Origin of the sequence: Aminobacter carboxidus (genome assembly GCF_014863355.1) — a bacterium.
Taxonomy (GTDB): Bacteria; Pseudomonadota; Alphaproteobacteria; order Rhizobiales; family Rhizobiaceae; genus Aminobacter; species Aminobacter carboxidus.
This window is the reverse complement of sequence record NZ_JACZEP010000008.1, coordinates 114,068-131,309: the sequence shown is the minus strand read 5'-3', so window position 1 is coordinate 131,309 and position 17,242 is coordinate 114,068. Positions and strand designations below refer to the sequence as shown.

General features: G+C 61.8%; 17 protein-coding genes and 1 pseudogene. 3 read left to right on the top strand and 15 right to left on the bottom strand.

Going from position 1 to position 17,242, the window contains the following annotated elements:
* Window positions 1-56 precede the first annotated feature (56 nt).
* The 15 genes and pseudogenes from lpxB to IHE39_RS22740 form a co-directional block, all read right to left on the bottom strand.
* Window positions 57-1,220 (bottom strand): lipid-A-disaccharide synthase, encoded by a 1,164-nt coding sequence (gene lpxB / locus IHE39_RS22810; RefSeq protein WP_192568066.1) that lies wholly within the window; start codon window positions 1,218-1,220, stop codon window positions 57-59.
* Window positions 1,217-2,110: an LpxI family protein gene (locus tag IHE39_RS22805; RefSeq protein ID WP_192568065.1), complete on the bottom strand. Its 894-nt coding sequence runs from the start codon at window positions 2,108-2,110 to the stop codon at window positions 1,217-1,219. The genes lpxB and IHE39_RS22805 overlap by 4 nt, the downstream gene beginning before the upstream one ends.
* The gene (gene lpxA, locus IHE39_RS22800) at window positions 2,097-2,930 is read right to left on the bottom strand and encodes an acyl-ACP--UDP-N-acetylglucosamine O-acyltransferase (protein WP_192568064.1); all 834 of its coding nucleotides are present in this window, start codon (window positions 2,928-2,930) and stop codon (window positions 2,097-2,099) included. The genes IHE39_RS22805 and lpxA overlap by 14 nt, the downstream gene beginning before the upstream one ends.
* Window positions 2,931-2,940: 10 nt before the next feature.
* On the bottom strand, window positions 2,941-3,405 hold the full coding sequence (gene fabZ / locus IHE39_RS22795) for a 3-hydroxyacyl-ACP dehydratase FabZ (RefSeq protein WP_184767619.1): 465 nt from the start codon (window positions 3,403-3,405) through the stop codon (window positions 2,941-2,943).
* Entirely contained in the window at window positions 3,398-4,456 is a 1,059-nt protein-coding gene (gene lpxD, locus IHE39_RS22790) for a UDP-3-O-(3-hydroxymyristoyl)glucosamine N-acyltransferase (RefSeq protein WP_192568063.1), read from the bottom strand. Before lpxD ends, fabZ begins: the two co-directional genes overlap by 8 nt.
* Window positions 4,457-4,528: 72 nt before the next feature.
* Window positions 4,529-6,892 (bottom strand): outer membrane protein assembly factor BamA, encoded by a 2,364-nt coding sequence (gene bamA, locus IHE39_RS22785; RefSeq protein ID WP_192568062.1) that lies wholly within the window; start codon window positions 6,890-6,892, stop codon window positions 4,529-4,531.
* A gap of 221 nt (window positions 6,893-7,113) precedes the next feature.
* Window positions 7,114-8,253, bottom strand: a complete 1,140-nt coding sequence (rseP, locus tag IHE39_RS22780; RefSeq protein ID WP_184767616.1) for an RIP metalloprotease RseP — start codon at window positions 8,251-8,253, stop codon at window positions 7,114-7,116.
* 83 nt (window positions 8,254-8,336) lie between these two features.
* A complete protein-coding gene (locus IHE39_RS22775; protein ID WP_192568061.1) occupies window positions 8,337-9,167 on the bottom strand; it encodes a phosphatidate cytidylyltransferase in 831 nt (276 codons plus the stop codon).
* 7 nt (window positions 9,168-9,174) lie between these two features.
* Window positions 9,175-9,960: an isoprenyl transferase gene (locus IHE39_RS22770; RefSeq protein ID WP_281399395.1), complete on the bottom strand. Its 786-nt coding sequence runs from the start codon at window positions 9,958-9,960 to the stop codon at window positions 9,175-9,177.
* Window positions 9,926-10,480 carry a ribosome recycling factor gene (gene frr / locus IHE39_RS22765; protein ID WP_184767613.1) on the bottom strand — a complete coding sequence of 185 codons (555 nt, stop codon included), beginning with the start codon at window positions 10,478-10,480 and terminating at the stop codon, window positions 9,926-9,928. The genes IHE39_RS22770 and frr overlap by 35 nt, the downstream gene beginning before the upstream one ends.
* Before the next feature lie 43 nt (window positions 10,481-10,523).
* Complete coding sequence (gene pyrH / locus IHE39_RS22760) at window positions 10,524-11,246, bottom strand: UMP kinase (protein ID WP_184767612.1); 723 nt, start codon at window positions 11,244-11,246, stop codon at window positions 10,524-10,526.
* 110 nt (window positions 11,247-11,356) lie between these two features.
* Window positions 11,357-12,277 (bottom strand): translation elongation factor Ts, encoded by a 921-nt coding sequence (tsf, locus tag IHE39_RS22755; protein WP_184767611.1) that lies wholly within the window; start codon window positions 12,275-12,277, stop codon window positions 11,357-11,359.
* Window positions 12,278-12,395: 118 nt separating this feature from the next.
* Window positions 12,396-13,178 carry a 30S ribosomal protein S2 gene (gene rpsB, locus IHE39_RS22750; protein WP_184767610.1) on the bottom strand — a complete coding sequence of 261 codons (783 nt, stop codon included), beginning with the start codon at window positions 13,176-13,178 and terminating at the stop codon, window positions 12,396-12,398.
* 366 nt (window positions 13,179-13,544) lie between these two features.
* Window positions 13,545-13,817, bottom strand: a pseudogene (locus IHE39_RS22745) (DUF4031 domain-containing protein); the annotation flags it as partial.
* A gap of 6 nt (window positions 13,818-13,823) precedes the next feature.
* A complete protein-coding gene (locus IHE39_RS22740; protein ID WP_184767608.1) occupies window positions 13,824-14,651 on the bottom strand; it encodes a cell envelope integrity EipB family protein in 828 nt (275 codons plus the stop codon).
* A 143-nt stretch (window positions 14,652-14,794) separates the two neighbouring features.
* On the opposite strand from IHE39_RS22740, the gene IHE39_RS22735 reads away from it, so the two are divergent.
* Genes IHE39_RS22735 through IHE39_RS22725 form a run of 3 tightly spaced genes read left to right on the top strand, consistent with a single transcriptional unit; the run spans window position 14,795 to window position 17,240 of the window.
* Window positions 14,795-15,259, top strand: a complete 465-nt coding sequence (locus tag IHE39_RS22735) for a RidA family protein (protein ID WP_184767607.1) — start codon at window positions 14,795-14,797, stop codon at window positions 15,257-15,259.
* Window positions 15,260-15,267: 8 nt separating this feature from the next.
* On the top strand, window positions 15,268-15,996 hold the full coding sequence (locus IHE39_RS22730) for a glycerophosphodiester phosphodiesterase (RefSeq protein ID WP_184767606.1): 729 nt from the start codon (window positions 15,268-15,270) through the stop codon (window positions 15,994-15,996).
* Window positions 15,997-16,034: 38 nt separating this feature from the next.
* Entirely contained in the window at window positions 16,035-17,240 is a 1,206-nt protein-coding gene (locus IHE39_RS22725; protein ID WP_192568058.1) for a GNAT family N-acetyltransferase, read from the top strand.
* Window positions 17,241-17,242 lie beyond the last annotated feature (2 nt).

Here is a 17,242-nt window from a genome sequence, read left to right as displayed (position 1 = left end):
AGGCAGCAACCGACTTGAAAAACACCCGCCAGGCCATTGCCAAGGCGGGTGTTTTTTCATTTCGCGATGTGTTTGAGAACCGCTTCGGCGGCAATCTCGCCAGACGGCCGTTCAGTCGCCATGCGCCTGAAGATTTCGGCGAAGCCATCCTTTTGCCAATGGCGAAGGCCGCCGTCTTCAAACAGGCCCTCGACATATCGCGCCATCCATTGCGGACGCACATATTCGTTGTAGGCTTCCTGCACGACCGGCCGGTCCGCGATCAGGTTGGGGAGTGCCGCACTCCACACTGTGACCAGCCTCTGGATCATCCGGGCAAGCGTGTCGAGCTTGTAGGACGACAGCATCGGCACGCCGGCGAGCGCGAGTTCCAGCGACACGGTTCCAGACGCGATCAACGCGGCATCGGCCTCACCGAATGCCTGCCACTTGTGCTGCGGGTCGAGAATGATCTCGGGCTTTTGCGGCCAGTCGGCGACGGCTTCTTCGACGAGGCCCGCGACATGCGGCACCGTCGGCAAGAGCAGGCGCAAACGATGGCCTCGTTCACGCAGGATCGAAACAGTCTCACCGAACGGTCCGATCAGGCTGCGCACTTCGCTAAGGCGTGACCCCGGCAGCAGCAGAAGCGTCTTTTCGCGGTCAGGGGCCAGTGCAGCCTTGCCCTCCTGCATCGCCGCGGCGATGGCGATGCCCGGATCGGTTGTCAGGCGATGGCCGACAAACGTGCCGTGCGGGCCACCAAGGCGCGCAAGTTCGGCAGGCTCGAACGGCAGGATGCACAACACCTCGTCGACATGCGGCTTCATCGCCTTGGCGCGCCCCGGCCGCCAGGCCCAGACGCTCGGACAGATATAGTGGACGATGGGAACGGTTGGATCGAGGGTCCGCACCTTCTTTGCGACGCGCAACGAGAAATCGGGACTGTCGATGGTGATCAAGCAATCAGGCTTTTCCGCCGCAACGAAACGCGCGGTCTGGCCGATCCGCCTGACCAGGCGCGGCAGGTCGCGGATGATCGCCGTCAACCCCATCAAGGCGATCTCGCCGGCATCGAACAGCGGCTGCAGGCCAAGTTCCTGCAAATGCCGGCCGCCGGTTCCGACAAGCCTGACCTCACGCCCGCTCAAACGCTGCAGCGACTGCACGAGATCGGCGCCAAGCTGGTCGCCGGACTCCTCGCCAGCGACAATGGCAATCTTGAGCGCTGGCTGCGTCATCGCTCTTTTCCCTCGTCAGACAGGCCGATGACGAACAAGCCGAGCCTGTCGGCGCGTTCGACAACCTCGCCATAGTCGAGCACCAGCGAGCGTCCGGCCTCGATGCCGATCCCGGCAAGGCCCGCCGCATGCGCCGCATCGACGGTTGCTGGACCGATCGTCGGCAGATCAGCGCGCAGTTCCTGGTTTGGCTTGGCGCATTTGACCAGAACGCCACGCTTGCGGCCAGCGATGCGGCCGTTGTTGCGCAGGTCGCGCACACGTTCGAGCAACAGGTCGGTGCCCTCGATACCTTCAAGCGCGATCGCGCGTCCGCCGATGGCGACGGCAGCCTGGCCGATATCAAGTGCGCCGATGGTTCTGGCAGCCACCCGGCCGGCTTGAAGGTCGGCCCAGTCACCTTGTTGAGGCGCCAGCGCGCCGATCCGGCCTTCGACGGCCAGAAGTTCGGGCACGACCTGATGCGCGCCAACCACCTTGATGCCGTTGTCCTCGATTGTCCCGACCAGAATACGCAACAGGCCGTCGTCGCCGCGTGCAAGTGCTGCCAAGGCACGCGGCAGTACGCGCAGGAGCGCTACGCTCGGGCGAATAGCCCGCCACACCGGGCGGCGGCTGATGCCGCCTGCCAGGACGCAATGGGTGATGTTGTGGCTCTTGAGCAGCGGCACGAGCGAGGCGAACTGCTCGATGGCCAGCCGTTCACCGGCGTAGTTCCATAGACTCGTGCCGGGATCGGACTCGCCGTCGATCAGAACGATGAAAGGCTTGTGGCCTGTCTCGGCAAGGCTGTCAGCAACATTGACGGGAAGCCGGCCGCTGCCGGCGACGACGGCAACCCGGTCAGTCGCGGAAAGGTTGATCCTTTTTCCGCCCTCAGCCTTCGTCATCGGCGGCGTCGTCGGCGACGGCGTTTCTCAGCGGCGGAACGGTGAAGTGACGCTTGCCACGCGCCTGGATGAAATCCAGAACGTCGCGCACGATGGGCGAGCCGACGAACTCACGTTCGACAAGCGGAATGCTCTCGGCCACCGACCGGGTGGGGTCGAAGATCATCTTGTAGGCCTTGCGCAAGGCGAAGATCTCGGCGCGCGGCAGGCCGGAGCGCCGCATGCCGATGACATTGAGCCCACGCAGCCGGGCGCGGTTGCCCATCACCATACCGTAAGGAATGACGTCGCCATCGATGATCGCGCCGCCACCAGCAAAGGCATGGTGGCCGATACGCGTCATCTGGTGGACGGCGCACAGGCCGCCAAGCGTGACGTTGTTGCCGACTTCGACATGGCCGCCGAGCGTCGCGACATTGGCCATCGTGACGTTGTCGCCAACGATACAGTCATGGGCGATGTGGGCGTAGGCCAGGAACAGGCCATTGTCGCCGACGGTGGTCGTGCCGCGGCTGGTGTCGGTGCCGACATGCATGGTCACGCCTTCGCGGATTGTGCAGTTCTTGCCAACCACGAGCGTCGTGCGGCCGCCCTTGTGCTTGTTGTTCTGGGGTGCCGCGCCCAGGGTTGCCTGCGGGAAGACGGTGCAGCCCTCGCCCAGCGTCGTTGCGCCCATGATCGCGACATGGCTCATCAGCTCGACGTGGTCGCCAATGACCGCATCGGCACTGACATGGCAGAACGGGCCGACGCGCACGCCTGCGCCCAGTTGGGCACCGGCTTCGACGACAGCGGCGGGATGGATAAAGGTTTCGGTCATAGAGTGCTGCTTATTCCTTGGGCACCATCATCGCAGCCACCTCTGCTTCCGCGACGGTGACGCCATCGACTTGCGCATCGCAGGCGAACTTCAGGATGTTGCCGCGCTTCTTGATCTTCTTGACATGAATGCGGAGCTGGTCGCCAGGCACGACCGGCTTGCGGAATTTTGCGGCATCGACCGTCATCAGGTACACCAGCGACGGTGTCTCATCGATAATGAGCCGCAGACAGATAGCGCCCGCCGTCTGTGCCATGGCCTCGATGATCAGCACGCCCGGCATGACCGGATGTCCGGGGAAATGTCCCTGGAAATGCGGCTCGTTGAACGTGACGTTCTTGATGCCGACAGCAGAATCGTCGCCGTCGATGTCAACGATGCGATCGATCAGCAGGAACGGATAGCGATGCGGCAGCAGCTGGTGCAGGCCGAGGATATCGACGGCTTCGAGCGTCTTGGTAGCCTGCTCAGTCACTGCTCCCACCCCCCTTTGGTTTTCCAATGGCCATTTTTCTGATCAACGCGAATTCGCGCATTGCCAATTTCATCGGTTTCGCAGGAAAGCCTGCCCAGACTTCGCCTGCAGGCACGTCGTGCATCAGACCGCTGCGCGCTGCCAGTTGCGCGCCCGATCCGATCGACAAGTGATCAGCCAAGCCGACACCTCCGCCCATCATCACGTTGTCGCCAACGACGACCGAGCCCGAAATACCCGAAAGGCCTGCAATAACGCAATTGCGGCCAATACGCACGTTGTGGGCGATCTGGACAAGATTGTCGATCTTGGTGTTTTCGCCAATGATCGTGTCCGACATCGCGCCGCGGTCGACCGTCGAATTGGCGCCGATCTCGACATTGTCCTGGATGATAACGCGGCCAATCTGCGGGATGCGTTCCGGCCCGCGTGCACCACCGGCAAAACCAAAACCATCCTGGCCTATTCGGGCACCCGCATGGATGATCACGCCATTGCCGACCAGTGCATACTGGATGGAGCTGTGCGGGCCGACATAGCAGTCGCGCCCGATCTGGGTGGAACGACCGATAACGGCGTTGGCCGACACCACCGTGCCAGCGCCGACAGCTGCATTCGGGCCAATCACAACGCCAGCCTCAATGACGGCGCCTGCCTCGACATGCGCGGTCGGATCGATGTGGGCGAATGGTGAAATGCCGGTTTCGCCGCTGACGCCAACCGGACGCTCAGCGTCTGGATAAAGCAGCCTGCCGATGCGGGCAAAGGCCTGCTGCGGCCGCGGCGAAACGAGAATCGCAATACCGTCAGGAACAAGGTCGGCAACATCCGCCGTGCATAAGACAGCCGCCGCATGCAGCGACTTGAGCGGTGCTGCGTTGCGCTTGCCGTCGACAAACACCAATGCACCATCGCCGCCGCTGCTTGCCGCTGCGATGGTCGAAATGGCGATTTCAGAATGTTTGGGGTCGGCGAGCGTCGCACCGGTAAGGCCGGCCACCTCGCCCACCGAGTAGCGGCGTGACGGCACAAAAAATACCGGATCCGTCATGAAATGCTGTTCCAGCCAAGCCGGGCAAAGAGTTTCCGGGCCGTGACGGCCCGGAAAAATTGTACCACGCAATTAGAAGCGGGTCGAAATGCCGAAGTTGAATTCCTGCGTCTCGTCGCCGTCCACCTTCTTGACAGGTACAGCATAGTCAATGCGCAGCGGACCGAATGGCGATGCCCAAAGCAGGCCAACACCGACCGAGGCACGCAGTTCCATGTCAGTCGACGTTCCGAAGTTAACGCCGTTGACCTTGCTGCCATAAAGCGTCGCAGCATCGGCGAAGAAGGCGCCGCGAAGACCGAAGCTCTCAGGAACCACCGGGATGGGAAACTGCGTTTCAGCCGAAGCGTTGAAGTAGGTCGTACCGCCGAGATGCTCGTTGGTACCGATGTCTCTAGGTCCAATACCGTTATATCTGAAGCCACGGATCATGCGATCGTTGCTCTTGAACTGATCGAACACACGCAGGCCGTCGTCGCCGAAGCCCATGATATGTCCGCCGCCAACAGACACGAGACCAACGATATCAAGCTCTTCCGACAACGTCTGATAGTAGCTAGCGCGTCCGGTGACCTTGACGAACTTCGCATCACCGCCAAGACCCGCAACTTCAGTCGTGAAGTTGGCATAGATGCCGTTACGCGGATTCTTCATGTCGTCGATGGTGTTGTAGACCAGCGTTCCGCTGACCGACGACTTGATCCAGGGGCTATCCTTGACACCGTCGCGGATCGCCAGGGAAATATTGCACTTCAGCGGGTCATAGACACCACCAGTCACACAGTCATCAGAAAGCGAATACTCTTCCTGCGAGATGTTGTAAGCGAGCTGCGTCGAGATATTGTTGGTGATAGGCAGACCGAAACGGATCGTACCTCCGGTCACGTCGCTGTCGTAATGATCATACTTGCGGGTCTGACGGAACACGTCGAAACCGGCAGCGATACGGCGACCGAGGAAATATGGCTCGGTGAACGAGAAGCTGTAGTCACGCGAATTCTTGCCACCGCCGGCCGAAAACTTGATGAACTGGCCACGACCGAGGAAGTTGCGCTCGGTGATCGAGCCTTCCACCGACGGGCCGGCATTGTCGCCACCGGTCGAATAGCCGGCGCCGATCGAAAACTCGCCGGTCGACTTCTCTACCAGATCGACAACCAGCACAACCTGGTCAGGCTGCGAACCGGGAGCCGTCGAGACTTCGACGCGCTCGAAGAAGTTCAGTGCCTCAAGTCGCTTCTTGGCGCGCTGGATCAGCACCTGATTGAAAGCATCGCCTTCGGAGACGTCGAACTCGCGACGGATCACGAAATCACGGGTGCGTTCGTTGCCGCGGATTTCGATGCGCTCGACATAGGCCTTGGCGCCCTGGTCGACCGTGTAGACGACCGAGATCGTGCGGGTTTCGAAATTGCGGTCACCGCGCGGCGTCACCTTGGCGAAGGCATAACCAGCACCAGCGACGTTTTCGGTGATCGCGATGATCGAATCTTCGACGTCCTTGGCGTTGTAGACGTCGCCCTTGCGGGTCTCGACCAGACGCTGGAGGCTCGCGCCATCGACCTCGGGGATGCTGCTCTCAACCGATACGTCACCGAACGTATAGCGCTGACCTTCGTCAACGGTGATCGTGATGGTGTACTGGTTGGTTGCCTCGTCGAGTTCGCCAAAGGCTGAGACAACCTGGAAGTCGGCGTAGCCATGATTGTAGTAGAAGCGACGCAGCGCTTCCTCGTCGGCGCGCAGGCGGTCTTCGTCATAGATGTCGTCACGCAGCATGAACGACAGGAAAGACGAGCGCTTGGTTGAAATGATGTCTGCGAGGCGGCGGTCGCCATAAGCGTCGTTGCCGACGAAGTTGATCGCAGCGATCTTGGTGCGGCCGCCTTCGTTGATCTCGAACACCACGTTCACGCGGTTTTCGCCGAGGTCCATGACCTTGGTGCCGACCGTGACGTCGTCACGACCGACGCGCTTGTAGGCTTCCTTGATCGACTGGGCGTCGGACTCAAGCGTGGCCTGCGAGAACGCACCGCGCGGCTTGAGCTGAACCGCGCCACCAAGGGCTGCGTCCTTGAGCTTCTTGTTGCCCTGGAACAGCACGTTGTTGACGACCTGGTACTCGGAAACCTGAACCACCAGGGTCGAACCGACCTGGTTGATCCGGACATCGGAGAACAGGCCGCTGCCGAACAGCGCCTTCACGGCGTCGTCGATATCGGTGTTCGAGAACGTCTTGCCGGGCTTGATGGTGATGTAGTTGCGGACGGTATCCGCATCGACGCGCTGATTGCCGCGCACTTCGACCCGGTTGACCACCGCCGCTTGCGCGGCTGACACGGCAACAAACTGAACCGCCACTGCGCCTGGAATGGCCAGAGCGGCGGATAGAGCCACCGCGGACGCGGCGCTCGCAAACTTATATGCTGCCTTCATAGTCGGCCTTTACAACCTTTTCTCGAAGTCCCCACGGCGAGAAAACCGGACGTCGCGGTAATTTCTCGTACCGTAATAACTGGATTTTCCCTACACGCAAGGCTTCTGGTTAATTTGCGCTTACTTCCCCAGCGAGCGTGACTTTCGCGTCACGCATACTGCCCCGGATGGTAAACGCTCCCTCAACGGACCCCTTGCAGGCCCTAAAATTCTTCATGATTTCAGCAGCCAAACAGGTCGTTCCAAAAAACGAAGCCCATAAAGGCCAGCACGAGAATCATCCCCACACGATATACAGCCTCCATCGCCCGCTCGGATACAGGGCGCCTGATGACAGCTTCAACTGCATAGAACGCCAAGTGGCCGCCGTCGAGTGGAGGAATCGGCAGAAGGTTCAGAAAACCGATGCCGACCGACAAAAGTGCCACCAATTGCACCAGCCAGACAAAGCCCAGCTGTGCCGCCTTGCCTGCCATGTCGGCAATCTTGACCGGTCCACCGAGCTGGCACTTGTCCTCGCGGCCAACGACGAATCGCTTCAGGAACTGGCCGGTCCGCTCGATGATGTGCCCGGTTTCCGAAACCGCCTGCACAAAGGCACCTCCCGGGCTGTAGCTGATCAGCCTGGGTTGCCCCAGTTCCTCATTGTTTACGACGCCGATGACGGCAACCTTGACCGAATTGCCGAGCGCGTCCTTCTGTTCCATCATTTCTGGCGTGGCGGTAACAGTGACTTCCTTGCCGTCGCGCATCATCACGAAGGTAAGCGGATCACCGCCGCGGCCGGAGACAATGCGCTGAACGTCTGAGAAGGTTTCGACCTGTTGGCCGTCGACACTGACGAATCGGTCGCCTGGCTGCATGCCGGCATTCGCCGCCGGGCTTGCGGCGCGCACCTCGGCAACCGTCGGCTCCATGACGTAGCGGCCATAGGCCGAAAACAGCACGGTGAAGACGGCGATCGTCAAAAGGAAATTGAACAGAGGGCCGGCAAACACCGTCGCCGCGCGCTTCCAGACCGGCTGGGTATGAAAGGCGATCTTGCGCTCGGCGGGGCTGAGATTGTCGTCCTCGCCGTTGTCCGGCTTGCTGGTGACACTCATGTCGCCGACGAACTTGACGTAGCCACCCAGAGGAATGGCACACAGCTTCCAGCGCGTGCCGCGACGGTCGTTGAAGCCGAGGAGTTCCGGTCCGAAGCCAATCGAAAAGGCTTTGACGCCGATACCGCACCAGCGGCCGACCAGATAGTGGCCCATCTCGTGCACGAACACCACGATGGTGAGCACGAACAGGAACGGCACGATGGTGCCGATCAACAGACCATCCGTAGTCAGGAACGCGGGAAGATACTCGCTCAAATCAAGCCCTCAACCAGATACCGTTGTGCCCCAAGTGAAGCACCGCGCCTTGCCCGAGGCTTGCGCCTCGTTGGCTTGGTCGCTCAGGCCGGAAACAATCCCTGAGCAGGATGATCGGCAGAACCGGACATCCAGCCGATGACGTATAGGGCAAATGCGGCCGCGACAAGCCCATCGACACGGTCCATCACGCCGCCATGGCCGGGAATGAGCGAACCCGAATCCTTGTAGCCATGCCGCCGCTTGACCCATGATTCGAACAGGTCGCCTGCTTGCGAGATCACCGAAAGCAGCAGCCCGATCGCCGCAAGGGCGAACAGGTTGCCGCTACCGGCAAAGTTGGCCAGCAAAAGCCCCGCTACAACGCCGCCAACCGCGCCACCAACCGCGCCACTGCGCGTCTTGCCGGGAGAGATCGCTGGCGCGAGCTTGGGGCCGCCAACCTTGCGGCCGACAAAATAGGCAAAGATGTCGGTCGCCCATACCACCGCGAACAGAAACAGGATGGCGACAAGACCGGATGCGTCGTTGCCGCGCAGCAGGGCCAGAGACAGGCCGGAGAGCGCGGCATAGCCAAAGCCGGCAGCTTCCCACGCCCCTGCTCCGCGCAGCTTGCCCAGACCCCACAGGATGAGCGTGAAGACGGCGGCCAGGATGATCAGGGCGAGTGCCGGAATCCCCGCGACCAACGCACCGGCAAACATCAGGATCAGCACTTCCGGCAACATGTTGAGGTTGCCGCCAGCCCAGCCGGTTTCGCTGTTTGGCCGCGACATGCGCGACCACTCGTAGAAGATGGCGAGCGCGATCGCCGCGGTCAGCATCCTGAATGGCAGCCCGCCCAACCAGGTGAGCAACAGCACCGCAGCGGCCAGCACGATGGCTGAAATTGTCCGGAGCTGGAGATTGCTCATGGCAAGGTCACGAGGCGACGTCGCGGGCTGCAAGCCCGCCGAAACGGCGTTCGCGGCCGGTATATTCGCGCAAGGCTTCCGACAGGTGCTCGCGGGTGAAATCCGGCCAGTAGCAAGGCTGGAAGATCAGTTCGCTATAGGCCGACTGCCAGGGCAGGAAATTAGACAGGCGGATTTCGCCACTGGTGCGAATGACCAGATCCGGGTCGGGAATACCGGATGTGTCGAGCTCTTCGGCAAACAGCTCAGGCGTGATCTGCTCGCTGGCGATGTCGCCACGCTTGACCGCCTCCGCCAGCCGGCGCGCCGCCCGTGCGATCTCGTCGCGCCCGCCATAGTTGAATGCGATGACCAGCGTCAGCGTGTCATTGCCCGATGTCAGCGTTTCGGCTTCCTCAAGCAGGCTGCGGATGTCGGGCTGCAGCGTTGCCCTGTCGCCGATGATCTGGACGCGCACGCCACTGTTGTGCAGTTCGGCAAGATCACGCCGAATGAAGATCTTGAGCAGCCCCATGAGGTCGGTGACCTCGGATTTGGGCCGCGACCAGTTCTCCGAGGAAAACGCGTAGACTGTCAGCCAGGAAATGCCGAGGTCCGCCGCCGCGCGAACAGTCCGGCGCAGCGCTTCGACGCCGGCCCGATGCCCCGCAACGCGCGGTAGGCCGCGGGCTTTCGCCCAGCGACCATTGCCGTCCATGATGATCGCGACATGCGCGGGCGTAGTCATCCGTTCGCTTTCGAGGCCAGCCTTTGGCTGCTTAGACTTGCATGATCTCGGCTTCTTTGGTCGCAAGCAGGCTGTCGACCTGGCTGATCGTATCGTCGGTCAGCTTCTGGACCTTTTCCGACTGGACGCGCTGGTCGTCCTGGCTGATATCGCCATCCTTCTCGGCCTTCTTGAGCGCATCCATGCCATCGCGGCGCACATGGCGCGTGGCGACCTTGGCGTTCTCGGCGTAGGTGTGGGCAATCTTGACCAGTTCCTTGCGGCGCTGCTCGTTGAGCTCCGGCAGCGGAATGCGCAGGTTGGTGCCGTCGACGATCGGGTTGAAACCGAGATTCGATTCGCGGATGGCGCGGTCGACTGCGCCGACCATCGACTTGTCCCAGACCGAAACCGAGATCATGCGCGGCTCAGGCACCGACACCGTCGCAACCTGGTTGAGCGGCATCGATGAGCCGTAGGCCTGGACATGGATCGGGTCGAGCAGGTTGCTCGAGGCACGGCCCGTGCGCAGCGAGGCAAGGTCGTGCTTGAAGGCGTTGATGGCGCCTTCCATGCGGCGCTGTAGATCGCTGTAGTCCGTGCTCATTGCAGTCTCCTTGGTCCCAGTTACGGGACCATCGTTCCAATCGTCAGGCGTCCGCAACAATCGTGCAGCGGCCGCCACCTTTCAATATTTCGCCGAACCCGCCTTTTTCATGGATCGAATAGACGATTATCGGGATGTTGTTTTCACGCGCAAGAGCAATCGCGGCCGTATCCATGATCGACAGGCCTTTTGTGATGACTTCCGCATGCGTGATATGCTCGAAGCGCGTCGCGGCAGGATCCTTCTTGGGGTCGGCCGAGTAGACCCCGTCGACCTGGGTGCCTTTGAACAGCGCGTCGGCGCCGATCTCGGCGGCACGCAGGGCCGCTGCCGAATCGGTGGTGAAGAAGGGATTGCCGGTGCCGCCGGCAAAGATGACGACCTTGCCGGCATCCATGTAGGCGGTTGCCTGGCGCTGCGAGAAGCTCTCGCACAGCTCCGGCATGGCGATGGCCGAAAGCACAACCGCGTCGACGCCAAGCTTGACCAGCGAGGTGCGCAGAGCCAGCGAATTGATGACGGTGGCAAGCATGCCCATGTGGTCGCCGGTGACGCGGTCGCCCCCCTTGGATGCGACAGCTACGCCACGGAAGATGTTGCCGCCGCCGATGACGACGCCGACCTCGACGCCGAGCGACCTCGCCTCGGCGATGTCGGAAGCGATGCGGTCGACAACCGAAACATCGATGCCAAAATGCTGCTCGCCCATCAGGGCTTCACCCGACGCCTTAAGCAGAACACGCCGGTAGAGCGGCTTGGCGGTCATGAGTTCCTCACGGCTGTTGAAAGATCGCAGTTCCGATACACGAAGGGCGCCGCGATGTCACGCGGCGCCCTTCGGCTATCCTCAGGAAGCGCTTGATGCAGCGCTACTTTTTAGCCCTTGACGGCTGCCGCAACCTCAGCTGCGAAATCGCTTTCTTCCTTCTCGATGCCTTCACCGAGCGCGAAGCGAACGTAGCCGCTGATCTTGGCCGGCGCGCCGATCTGCTTTTCGGCGTCCTTCAGTGCCGCCTCGACCGTCAGGTCGGGGTTGAGCACGAAAGCCTGCTTCAGCAGCACGACTTCTTCGTAGAACTTGCGCATGCGGCCTTCGACCATCTTTTCGATGATGTTTTCCGGCTTGCCCGACTGACGCGCCTGGTCGGCGAAGATCGCCTTTTCACGCTCGACAGCCGAAGCGTCGACTTCGTCAGGCGTCAATGCCAGCGGGTTGGTCGCTGCAACGTGCATGGCAACCTGGCGTGCGAAGGCGCGGGCGGCATTGTGATCGCCAGCGGTCTCGATCGCAACCAGAACGCCAAGCTTGCCGAGGTTGTCGGCAACCGCGTTGTGGACGTAGGTCGCAACGACGCCTTCGGAAACCGAAAGCTTGACCGAACGGCGGAAGCTCATGTTTTCGCCGATGGTGCCGACAGCGTCCTTGATGGTGTCGGCGACGGTCTTGTCCGAACCCGGATACTTCGCAGCAGCAACAGCTTCGGTGTCGCCATAGGCCAGAGCGACCTTGGCAACGTTGCCGACGATTTCCTGGAAGGCCGCATTGCGGGCAACGAAGTCGGTTTCCGAGTTGACTTCGACGACGACGGCTTCGCGCACGCCGGCATCAACGCCGACCAAGCCCTCGGCCGCGGTGCGGCTGGCCTTCTTGTCGGCCTTGGAGATACCCTTCTTGCGCAGCCAGTCGACCGCAGCTTCCATGTCGCCGCCGGTCTCGGTGAGAGCCGCCTTGCAATCCATCATGCCCGCGCCCGAGAGTTCGCGGAGTTCTTTAACCTGTGCTGCCGAAATGCTCATTGTGGCCTCTTTGCTTCAAAATGCGCGAACGCACCACCGAGGGTTCGATGATGCGCCGAACGCCGGCGCTCATTGCGCCCAATCCTGAAAAGGAAGGCCGGTTGCCCGGCCTTCGCGATTACGCCTGGGGCGTTTCAGTCGTCGGAGCCGCGTCGAGCGCAGGCTCAACCGGAACTTCAGCCGACGCGCCGATGTCGACACCGAGCGCGCCCTGCTGGCGGGCGATGCCGTCGATCGCAGCCTTGGCAACCAGATCGCAATAGAGCTGGATGGCGCGGGCAGCGTCGTCGTTGCCGGGGATCGGGAAGTCGATCTTGTCCGGATCGCAGTTGGAGTCGATGATCGCGACAACCGGAATGCCAAGACGCTTGGCTTCCTGGATGGCGATGGCTTCCTTATTGGTGTCGATGACGAACATCAGGTCCGGCGTCGAGCCCATATCCTTGATGCCGCCGAGGGCCTTGTCCAGCTTCTCGCGCTCACGCTCGAGGTTCAGGCGCTCCTTCTTGGTGAAGCCGTGGGCTTCGCCAGCGAGCAGCTCGTCGAGCTTGCGCAGGCGCTGGATCGAATTCGAGATCGTCTTCCAGTTGGTCAGCATGCCGCCGAGCCAACGCGAGTTGACGTAGTACTGAGCCGAACGCTGAGCAGCGTCAGCAACGATATCCGAAGCCTGACGCTTGGTGCCGACGAACAGAACACGGCCGCCGCGCGAAACGGTGTCCGAGATCTGCTTCAGCGCCTGGTGCAGCAGCGGCACGGTCTGGCTGAGGTCGATGATGTGGATGTTGTTGCGGGCGCCATAGATGTAGGGCGCCATCTTCGGGTTCCAGCGGTGGGTCTGGTGGCCGAAGTGAGAACCAGCTTCGAGAAGCTGGCGCATGCTGAAATCAGGCAGTGCCATCGTTATTTCCTTATCCGGTTAGCCTCCACGGACCATGACGCTTCTAGCGATATTGCTCTAAACGCCACCGGGGGGTCTCAGCCGGATTTCTCCCGGGCAGAAACCGAAGTCCGTGTGTGGAATGCGGCGGCATATAGACGTATTGGCTGGTGAGCGCAACCCCGTGACTGGCTTGATTACCGCGGAAAACGAGGCTTTCTGCGCTTCAGCTCTTCACCGGAAGCCTCCAGGCGCGGCATTTCCGCAACCCGGCTGCAGGATCGTCGGCAGCGATTCCCTACGCTTGAGATGAGGGGGTCAACTGCCGGCAGCCCAGCGCGACATGCCAGGCTCCTGCTCCACCGGATCCTCTACAACCTTGGGCTCCCGGCGCTTGAAGTTGCGCACGCGCACGCGGCGAAACACGGCCACGATCTCGTCGCGGCTGCATTCGATCGCACCCAGACGCACGGCACGATCGCGCTCGAACCCGGTGATGTCGTAATGCGGCGCCGATGTCTTGGGCGGCCCCTGATAGGACGAACGCTTCAGGCCCAACTGGGCGGCGAAGCGATGCAACTCGTCGGTGTCGTCGGCAAGCAGGTGGCACCAGCGATGGCCCACCCACTTCCAGATTGCCGCGTCGACATAGACCGCCATTGCAGCCTACGGCTTGCATTCGCCTTGCGGCACCGGAAACAGCGACAGATTGACCAGCTTGCCTGTCATCGAGAAGTCGCCGTAATCCATCACCAGGTCGCGTGTCAGGCCATTTTCGTGCAGCTTGAAGCTGATGCGGTACTCCGGCACTTCTTCGCCGCCGCCCTTGCTCTCGTCGAAATAGGCGATGTCGACCGGCCAGTACTTGTCCTTGGCAAGTGCCGCGAGCGCGGGACGCTCCGGATCGGTCTCGGGCGCCTCGCTCTTCTTGCCGACGATGACGGTGGTGGTCATCACCTTGTCGGCATCCTCGGAGCCGTCGAACAGACTTGTTTCATAAAAGGTCTCGCCCTTCTCCGCCTTGTCGATCAGCTCGACGAGGTGCTGGGTCGGGAACTGAGTCTTGGCGAGGTCGACCGAACCCGCCTCAGGCTTTTCCAAAGCAACCTTGAGCCCGTTGGCTTCGCGCGTCGCAGTGCCCTTGACCTCGCGGTCGAGATTCTGGTCGACGAAGGACTTTGTGACGAAGGAGAAGCTCTTGCCCTCGCCATCCTCGAAGGTAGTCGTCTGCTGGTCGGTCAGCCGCGTGTTCTCGTTGGTGGCGATCTGCGTCACGAAGCGGAACTTGACCGTATATCCCTCGCAGGCGGAGCCGTTGAATTCATAGACCATGCGGCCGGAAAGCCCGGTTATTCCCGACCGGTCGGAAGCCTGGTCGAGTACCAGATCGTAGACTGCGCGATGCGGCGCAAGCACGGGAGCCGCGAGAGCCGGGGCCAATGGCAGCAGCATGGTGGACAGGGTGGCAAGAAGGACAAGGCGCTTTGCGCGCATACACTGGCTCCGATCGGCGCGGCCATGACCAGCCGCCTTGAATGATGGTCCACCTTAAAAAAAGTCGTGGCGGAAGCGAGGCAAACATAGCAGTTTCGGCGCAGCCTCACCCGCCACCCGAGACTCAGAGATAAGGAAAGACGATGGGCGAAACAATCGAAAAGCGGCTAAGCGATCTTGGCATCACCTTGCCCGCAGCCGCTGCCCCCGCTGCCAACTACGTGCCGTTCATGGCATCAGGCAATCTCGTCTTCACCGCCGGCCAGTTGCCGCTCAAGGATGGCAAGCTCATCGCCACCGGCCTGCTCGGCCGTGACGTCGACGTCGAAGGCGGCAAGGAAGCTGCCAGGCAGTGCGCCGTCAACATCCTGGCCCAGGCCAAGGCTGCGCTTGGCGACCTCGAAAAGATCAAGCGCATCGTCAAGATCAGCGTCTTTGTCGCCTCGTCATCCGACTTCACCGAGCAGCACCTTGTCGCCAACGGCGCATCCGACTTCCTGGTCGCAGCACTCGGCGAACGCGGCAAGCATGCGCGCTCGGCCGTCGGCGTCGCTTCGCTGCCGCTGAATGCCGCAGTCGAGATCGAAGCCATCATCGAGCACGAGTGAGCGTCTCCATGACCGACCTTGCTTGGCTGACCGCCCGCCCTATCGCCCATCGCGGCCTGCATGACCTCAACAAGACATGCTGGGAAAACACGCTGTCCGCTTTCGAGCGGGCGGCCCAGCGCGGCTACGCCATCGAATGCGACGTGCATCTGACCGCCAACGGCGACGTCGCCGTGTTTCATGACGACGTCCTCAACCGGCTGACCGGCACGGATGGCTTCATCTGGCAGCGTACGACACGCGAACTTGCGGCACTTCGCGTCGGCGGCACCGCCGATCACGTGCCTACCCTTGCCGAAATGCTCAAACTGGTCGACGGACGCGTGCCGCTGGTCATCGAGCTCAAGGGCATTCCCGGACATGACGGCGAACTGGTCGAACGGGTGGCCGCCGCCTTGCGCAACTACAAGGGCAAGGTGGCGATCATGTCGTTCGATCACTGGCTGATCCGCGACTTCTCCCGCCACGCGCCTGGCATTCCGGCCGGACTGACCGCCTGGGGTGATCTGGATCACGAGCTCGAAGCGCATTTTTCGATGCTGGCGCACGGCATCTCGTTTGTGTCGTACTCCGTCACGCACCTGCCGAACAGGTTTGTCAGCTTTGTGCGTGACAAACTCGCCATGCCCGTCATCACCTGGACGGTGCGCGACCAGGAAGCCGTGCGCACGACCTTTGCGCAAGCCGACCAGATGACCTTTGAAGGCTTCGATCCCGATGCCGTGGTGGTGGCCTGACCCTTGCAACGGCTGTTATCGAGCGTAAGTAACAACGCATGAGCAATGCGAGCGATGTCGGGGCGACGAGTGCGGATGGCGGTTATGCCGTCCGCGTCGTCTCAAGCATCAGCGAGTTCGGCCGCGACGACTGGAACGCCCTCTCAGGGACATCCAGAGCCAATGCAGGATCGTCCTACAACCCTTTCATTTCATTTGATTTTCTGAGCATTCTTGAGGAGTCCGGCTGCGCCGTTCGCAAGACCGGCTGGCAAGGTCACCACCTCCGACTGGAGACGGCCGATGGCACCTTTCTCGGTGCGCTTGCCTGCTACGCCAAATCGCATAGCCAAGGCGAATACGTCTTCGACCACGGCTGGGCCGACGCCTTCGAACGCGCCGGTGGACGCTACTATCCCAAGCTCCAGGCCTCGATACCGTTCACGCCGGCGACCGGCCCTCGCCTGCTGGCTGTTCCGGGCGCCACGGCACCTGCGACAAAGGCGGCGCTGGCAACGGCGCTGCGCAGCGTCGCCGAAGGCGTCGGCGTGTCATCAGCGCATGTCACCTTCGCCGAGGCCGACGAAGTCGACATCCTCCAAGGCACAGGGTTCCTGCGCCGCACTGACCAGCAATTCCACTTCTTCAACGAAGGCTTCGGCAGCTATGACGATTTCCTCTGCACCCTTGCCTCGCGCAAGCGCAAGGCACTGAAGAAGGAGCGGCGCGAGGCACTGGCGGACGGCATTTCGATCGAGCGCCTGACTGGCAAGGACATCACCGAAGCGCACTGGGACGACTTCTTCGCCTTCTACATGGACACCGGCGGCCGCAAATGGGGCAGACCCTATCTGACCAGGACGTTTTTCTCGCTGATCGGCGAACGCATGGCCGACGACGTGCTGCTGGTCATGGCTAGGCGCGGCGGGCGCTACATCGCTGGCGCGATCAACTTCATCGGCTCGGACACGCTTTACGGCCGCAACTGGGGCTGCATCGAGGATCACCCCTTCCTGCATTTCGAGGTCTGCTACCATCAGGCCATCGACTTCGCCATCGAACGCAAGCTCAGGGTCGTGGAGGCAGGCGCTCAAGGCGAGCACAAGCTGGCGCGCGGCTATCGCCCGGTCACGACCCAATCAGCACACTACATCGTACACCCCGGCCTGCGCCGGGCGGTCGCCGAGTATCTCGAGCGCGAGCGTCGGGAGGTCGCCCAGATCGGCGAATATCTCGAGGAGCACGGCCCGTTCAGGCGCGACTGAGC

Bases quoted from the DNA above. Each gene is read 5' to 3' on its own strand.
- IHE39_RS22740 (WP_184767608.1), bottom strand. From the start codon at position 14,651: ATGCGCGCAAAGCGCCTTGTCCTTCTTGCCACCCTGTCCACCATGCTG.
- lpxA (WP_192568064.1), bottom strand. From the start codon at position 2,930: ATGACCGAAACCTTTATCCATCCCGCCGCTGTCGTCGAAGCCGGTGCC.
- IHE39_RS22725 (WP_192568058.1), top strand. From the start codon at position 16,035: ATGAGCAATGCGAGCGATGTCGGGGCGACGAGTGCGGATGGCGGTTAT.
- IHE39_RS22775 (WP_192568061.1), bottom strand. From the start codon at position 9,167: ATGAGCAATCTCCAGCTCCGGACAATTTCAGCCATCGTGCTGGCCGCT.
- rpsB (WP_184767610.1), bottom strand. From the start codon at position 13,178: ATGGCACTGCCTGATTTCAGCATGCGCCAGCTTCTCGAAGCTGGTTCT.
- pyrH (WP_184767612.1), bottom strand. From the start codon at position 11,246: ATGACCGCCAAGCCGCTCTACCGGCGTGTTCTGCTTAAGGCGTCGGGT.
- lpxD (WP_192568063.1), bottom strand. From the start codon at position 4,456: ATGACGGATCCGGTATTTTTTGTGCCGTCACGCCGCTACTCGGTGGGC.
- IHE39_RS22735 (WP_184767607.1), top strand. From the start codon at position 14,795: ATGGGCGAAACAATCGAAAAGCGGCTAAGCGATCTTGGCATCACCTTG.
- IHE39_RS22730 (WP_184767606.1), top strand. From the start codon at position 15,268: ATGACCGACCTTGCTTGGCTGACCGCCCGCCCTATCGCCCATCGCGGC.
- tsf (WP_184767611.1), bottom strand. From the start codon at position 12,277: ATGAGCATTTCGGCAGCACAGGTTAAAGAACTCCGCGAACTCTCGGGC.
- lpxB (WP_192568066.1), bottom strand. From the start codon at position 1,220: ATGACGCAGCCAGCGCTCAAGATTGCCATTGTCGCTGGCGAGGAGTCC.
- frr (WP_184767613.1), bottom strand. From the start codon at position 10,480: ATGAGCACGGACTACAGCGATCTACAGCGCCGCATGGAAGGCGCCATC.
- IHE39_RS22805 (WP_192568065.1), bottom strand. From the start codon at position 2,110: ATGACGAAGGCTGAGGGCGGAAAAAGGATCAACCTTTCCGCGACTGAC.
- bamA (WP_192568062.1), bottom strand. From the start codon at position 6,892: ATGAAGGCAGCATATAAGTTTGCGAGCGCCGCGTCCGCGGTGGCTCTA.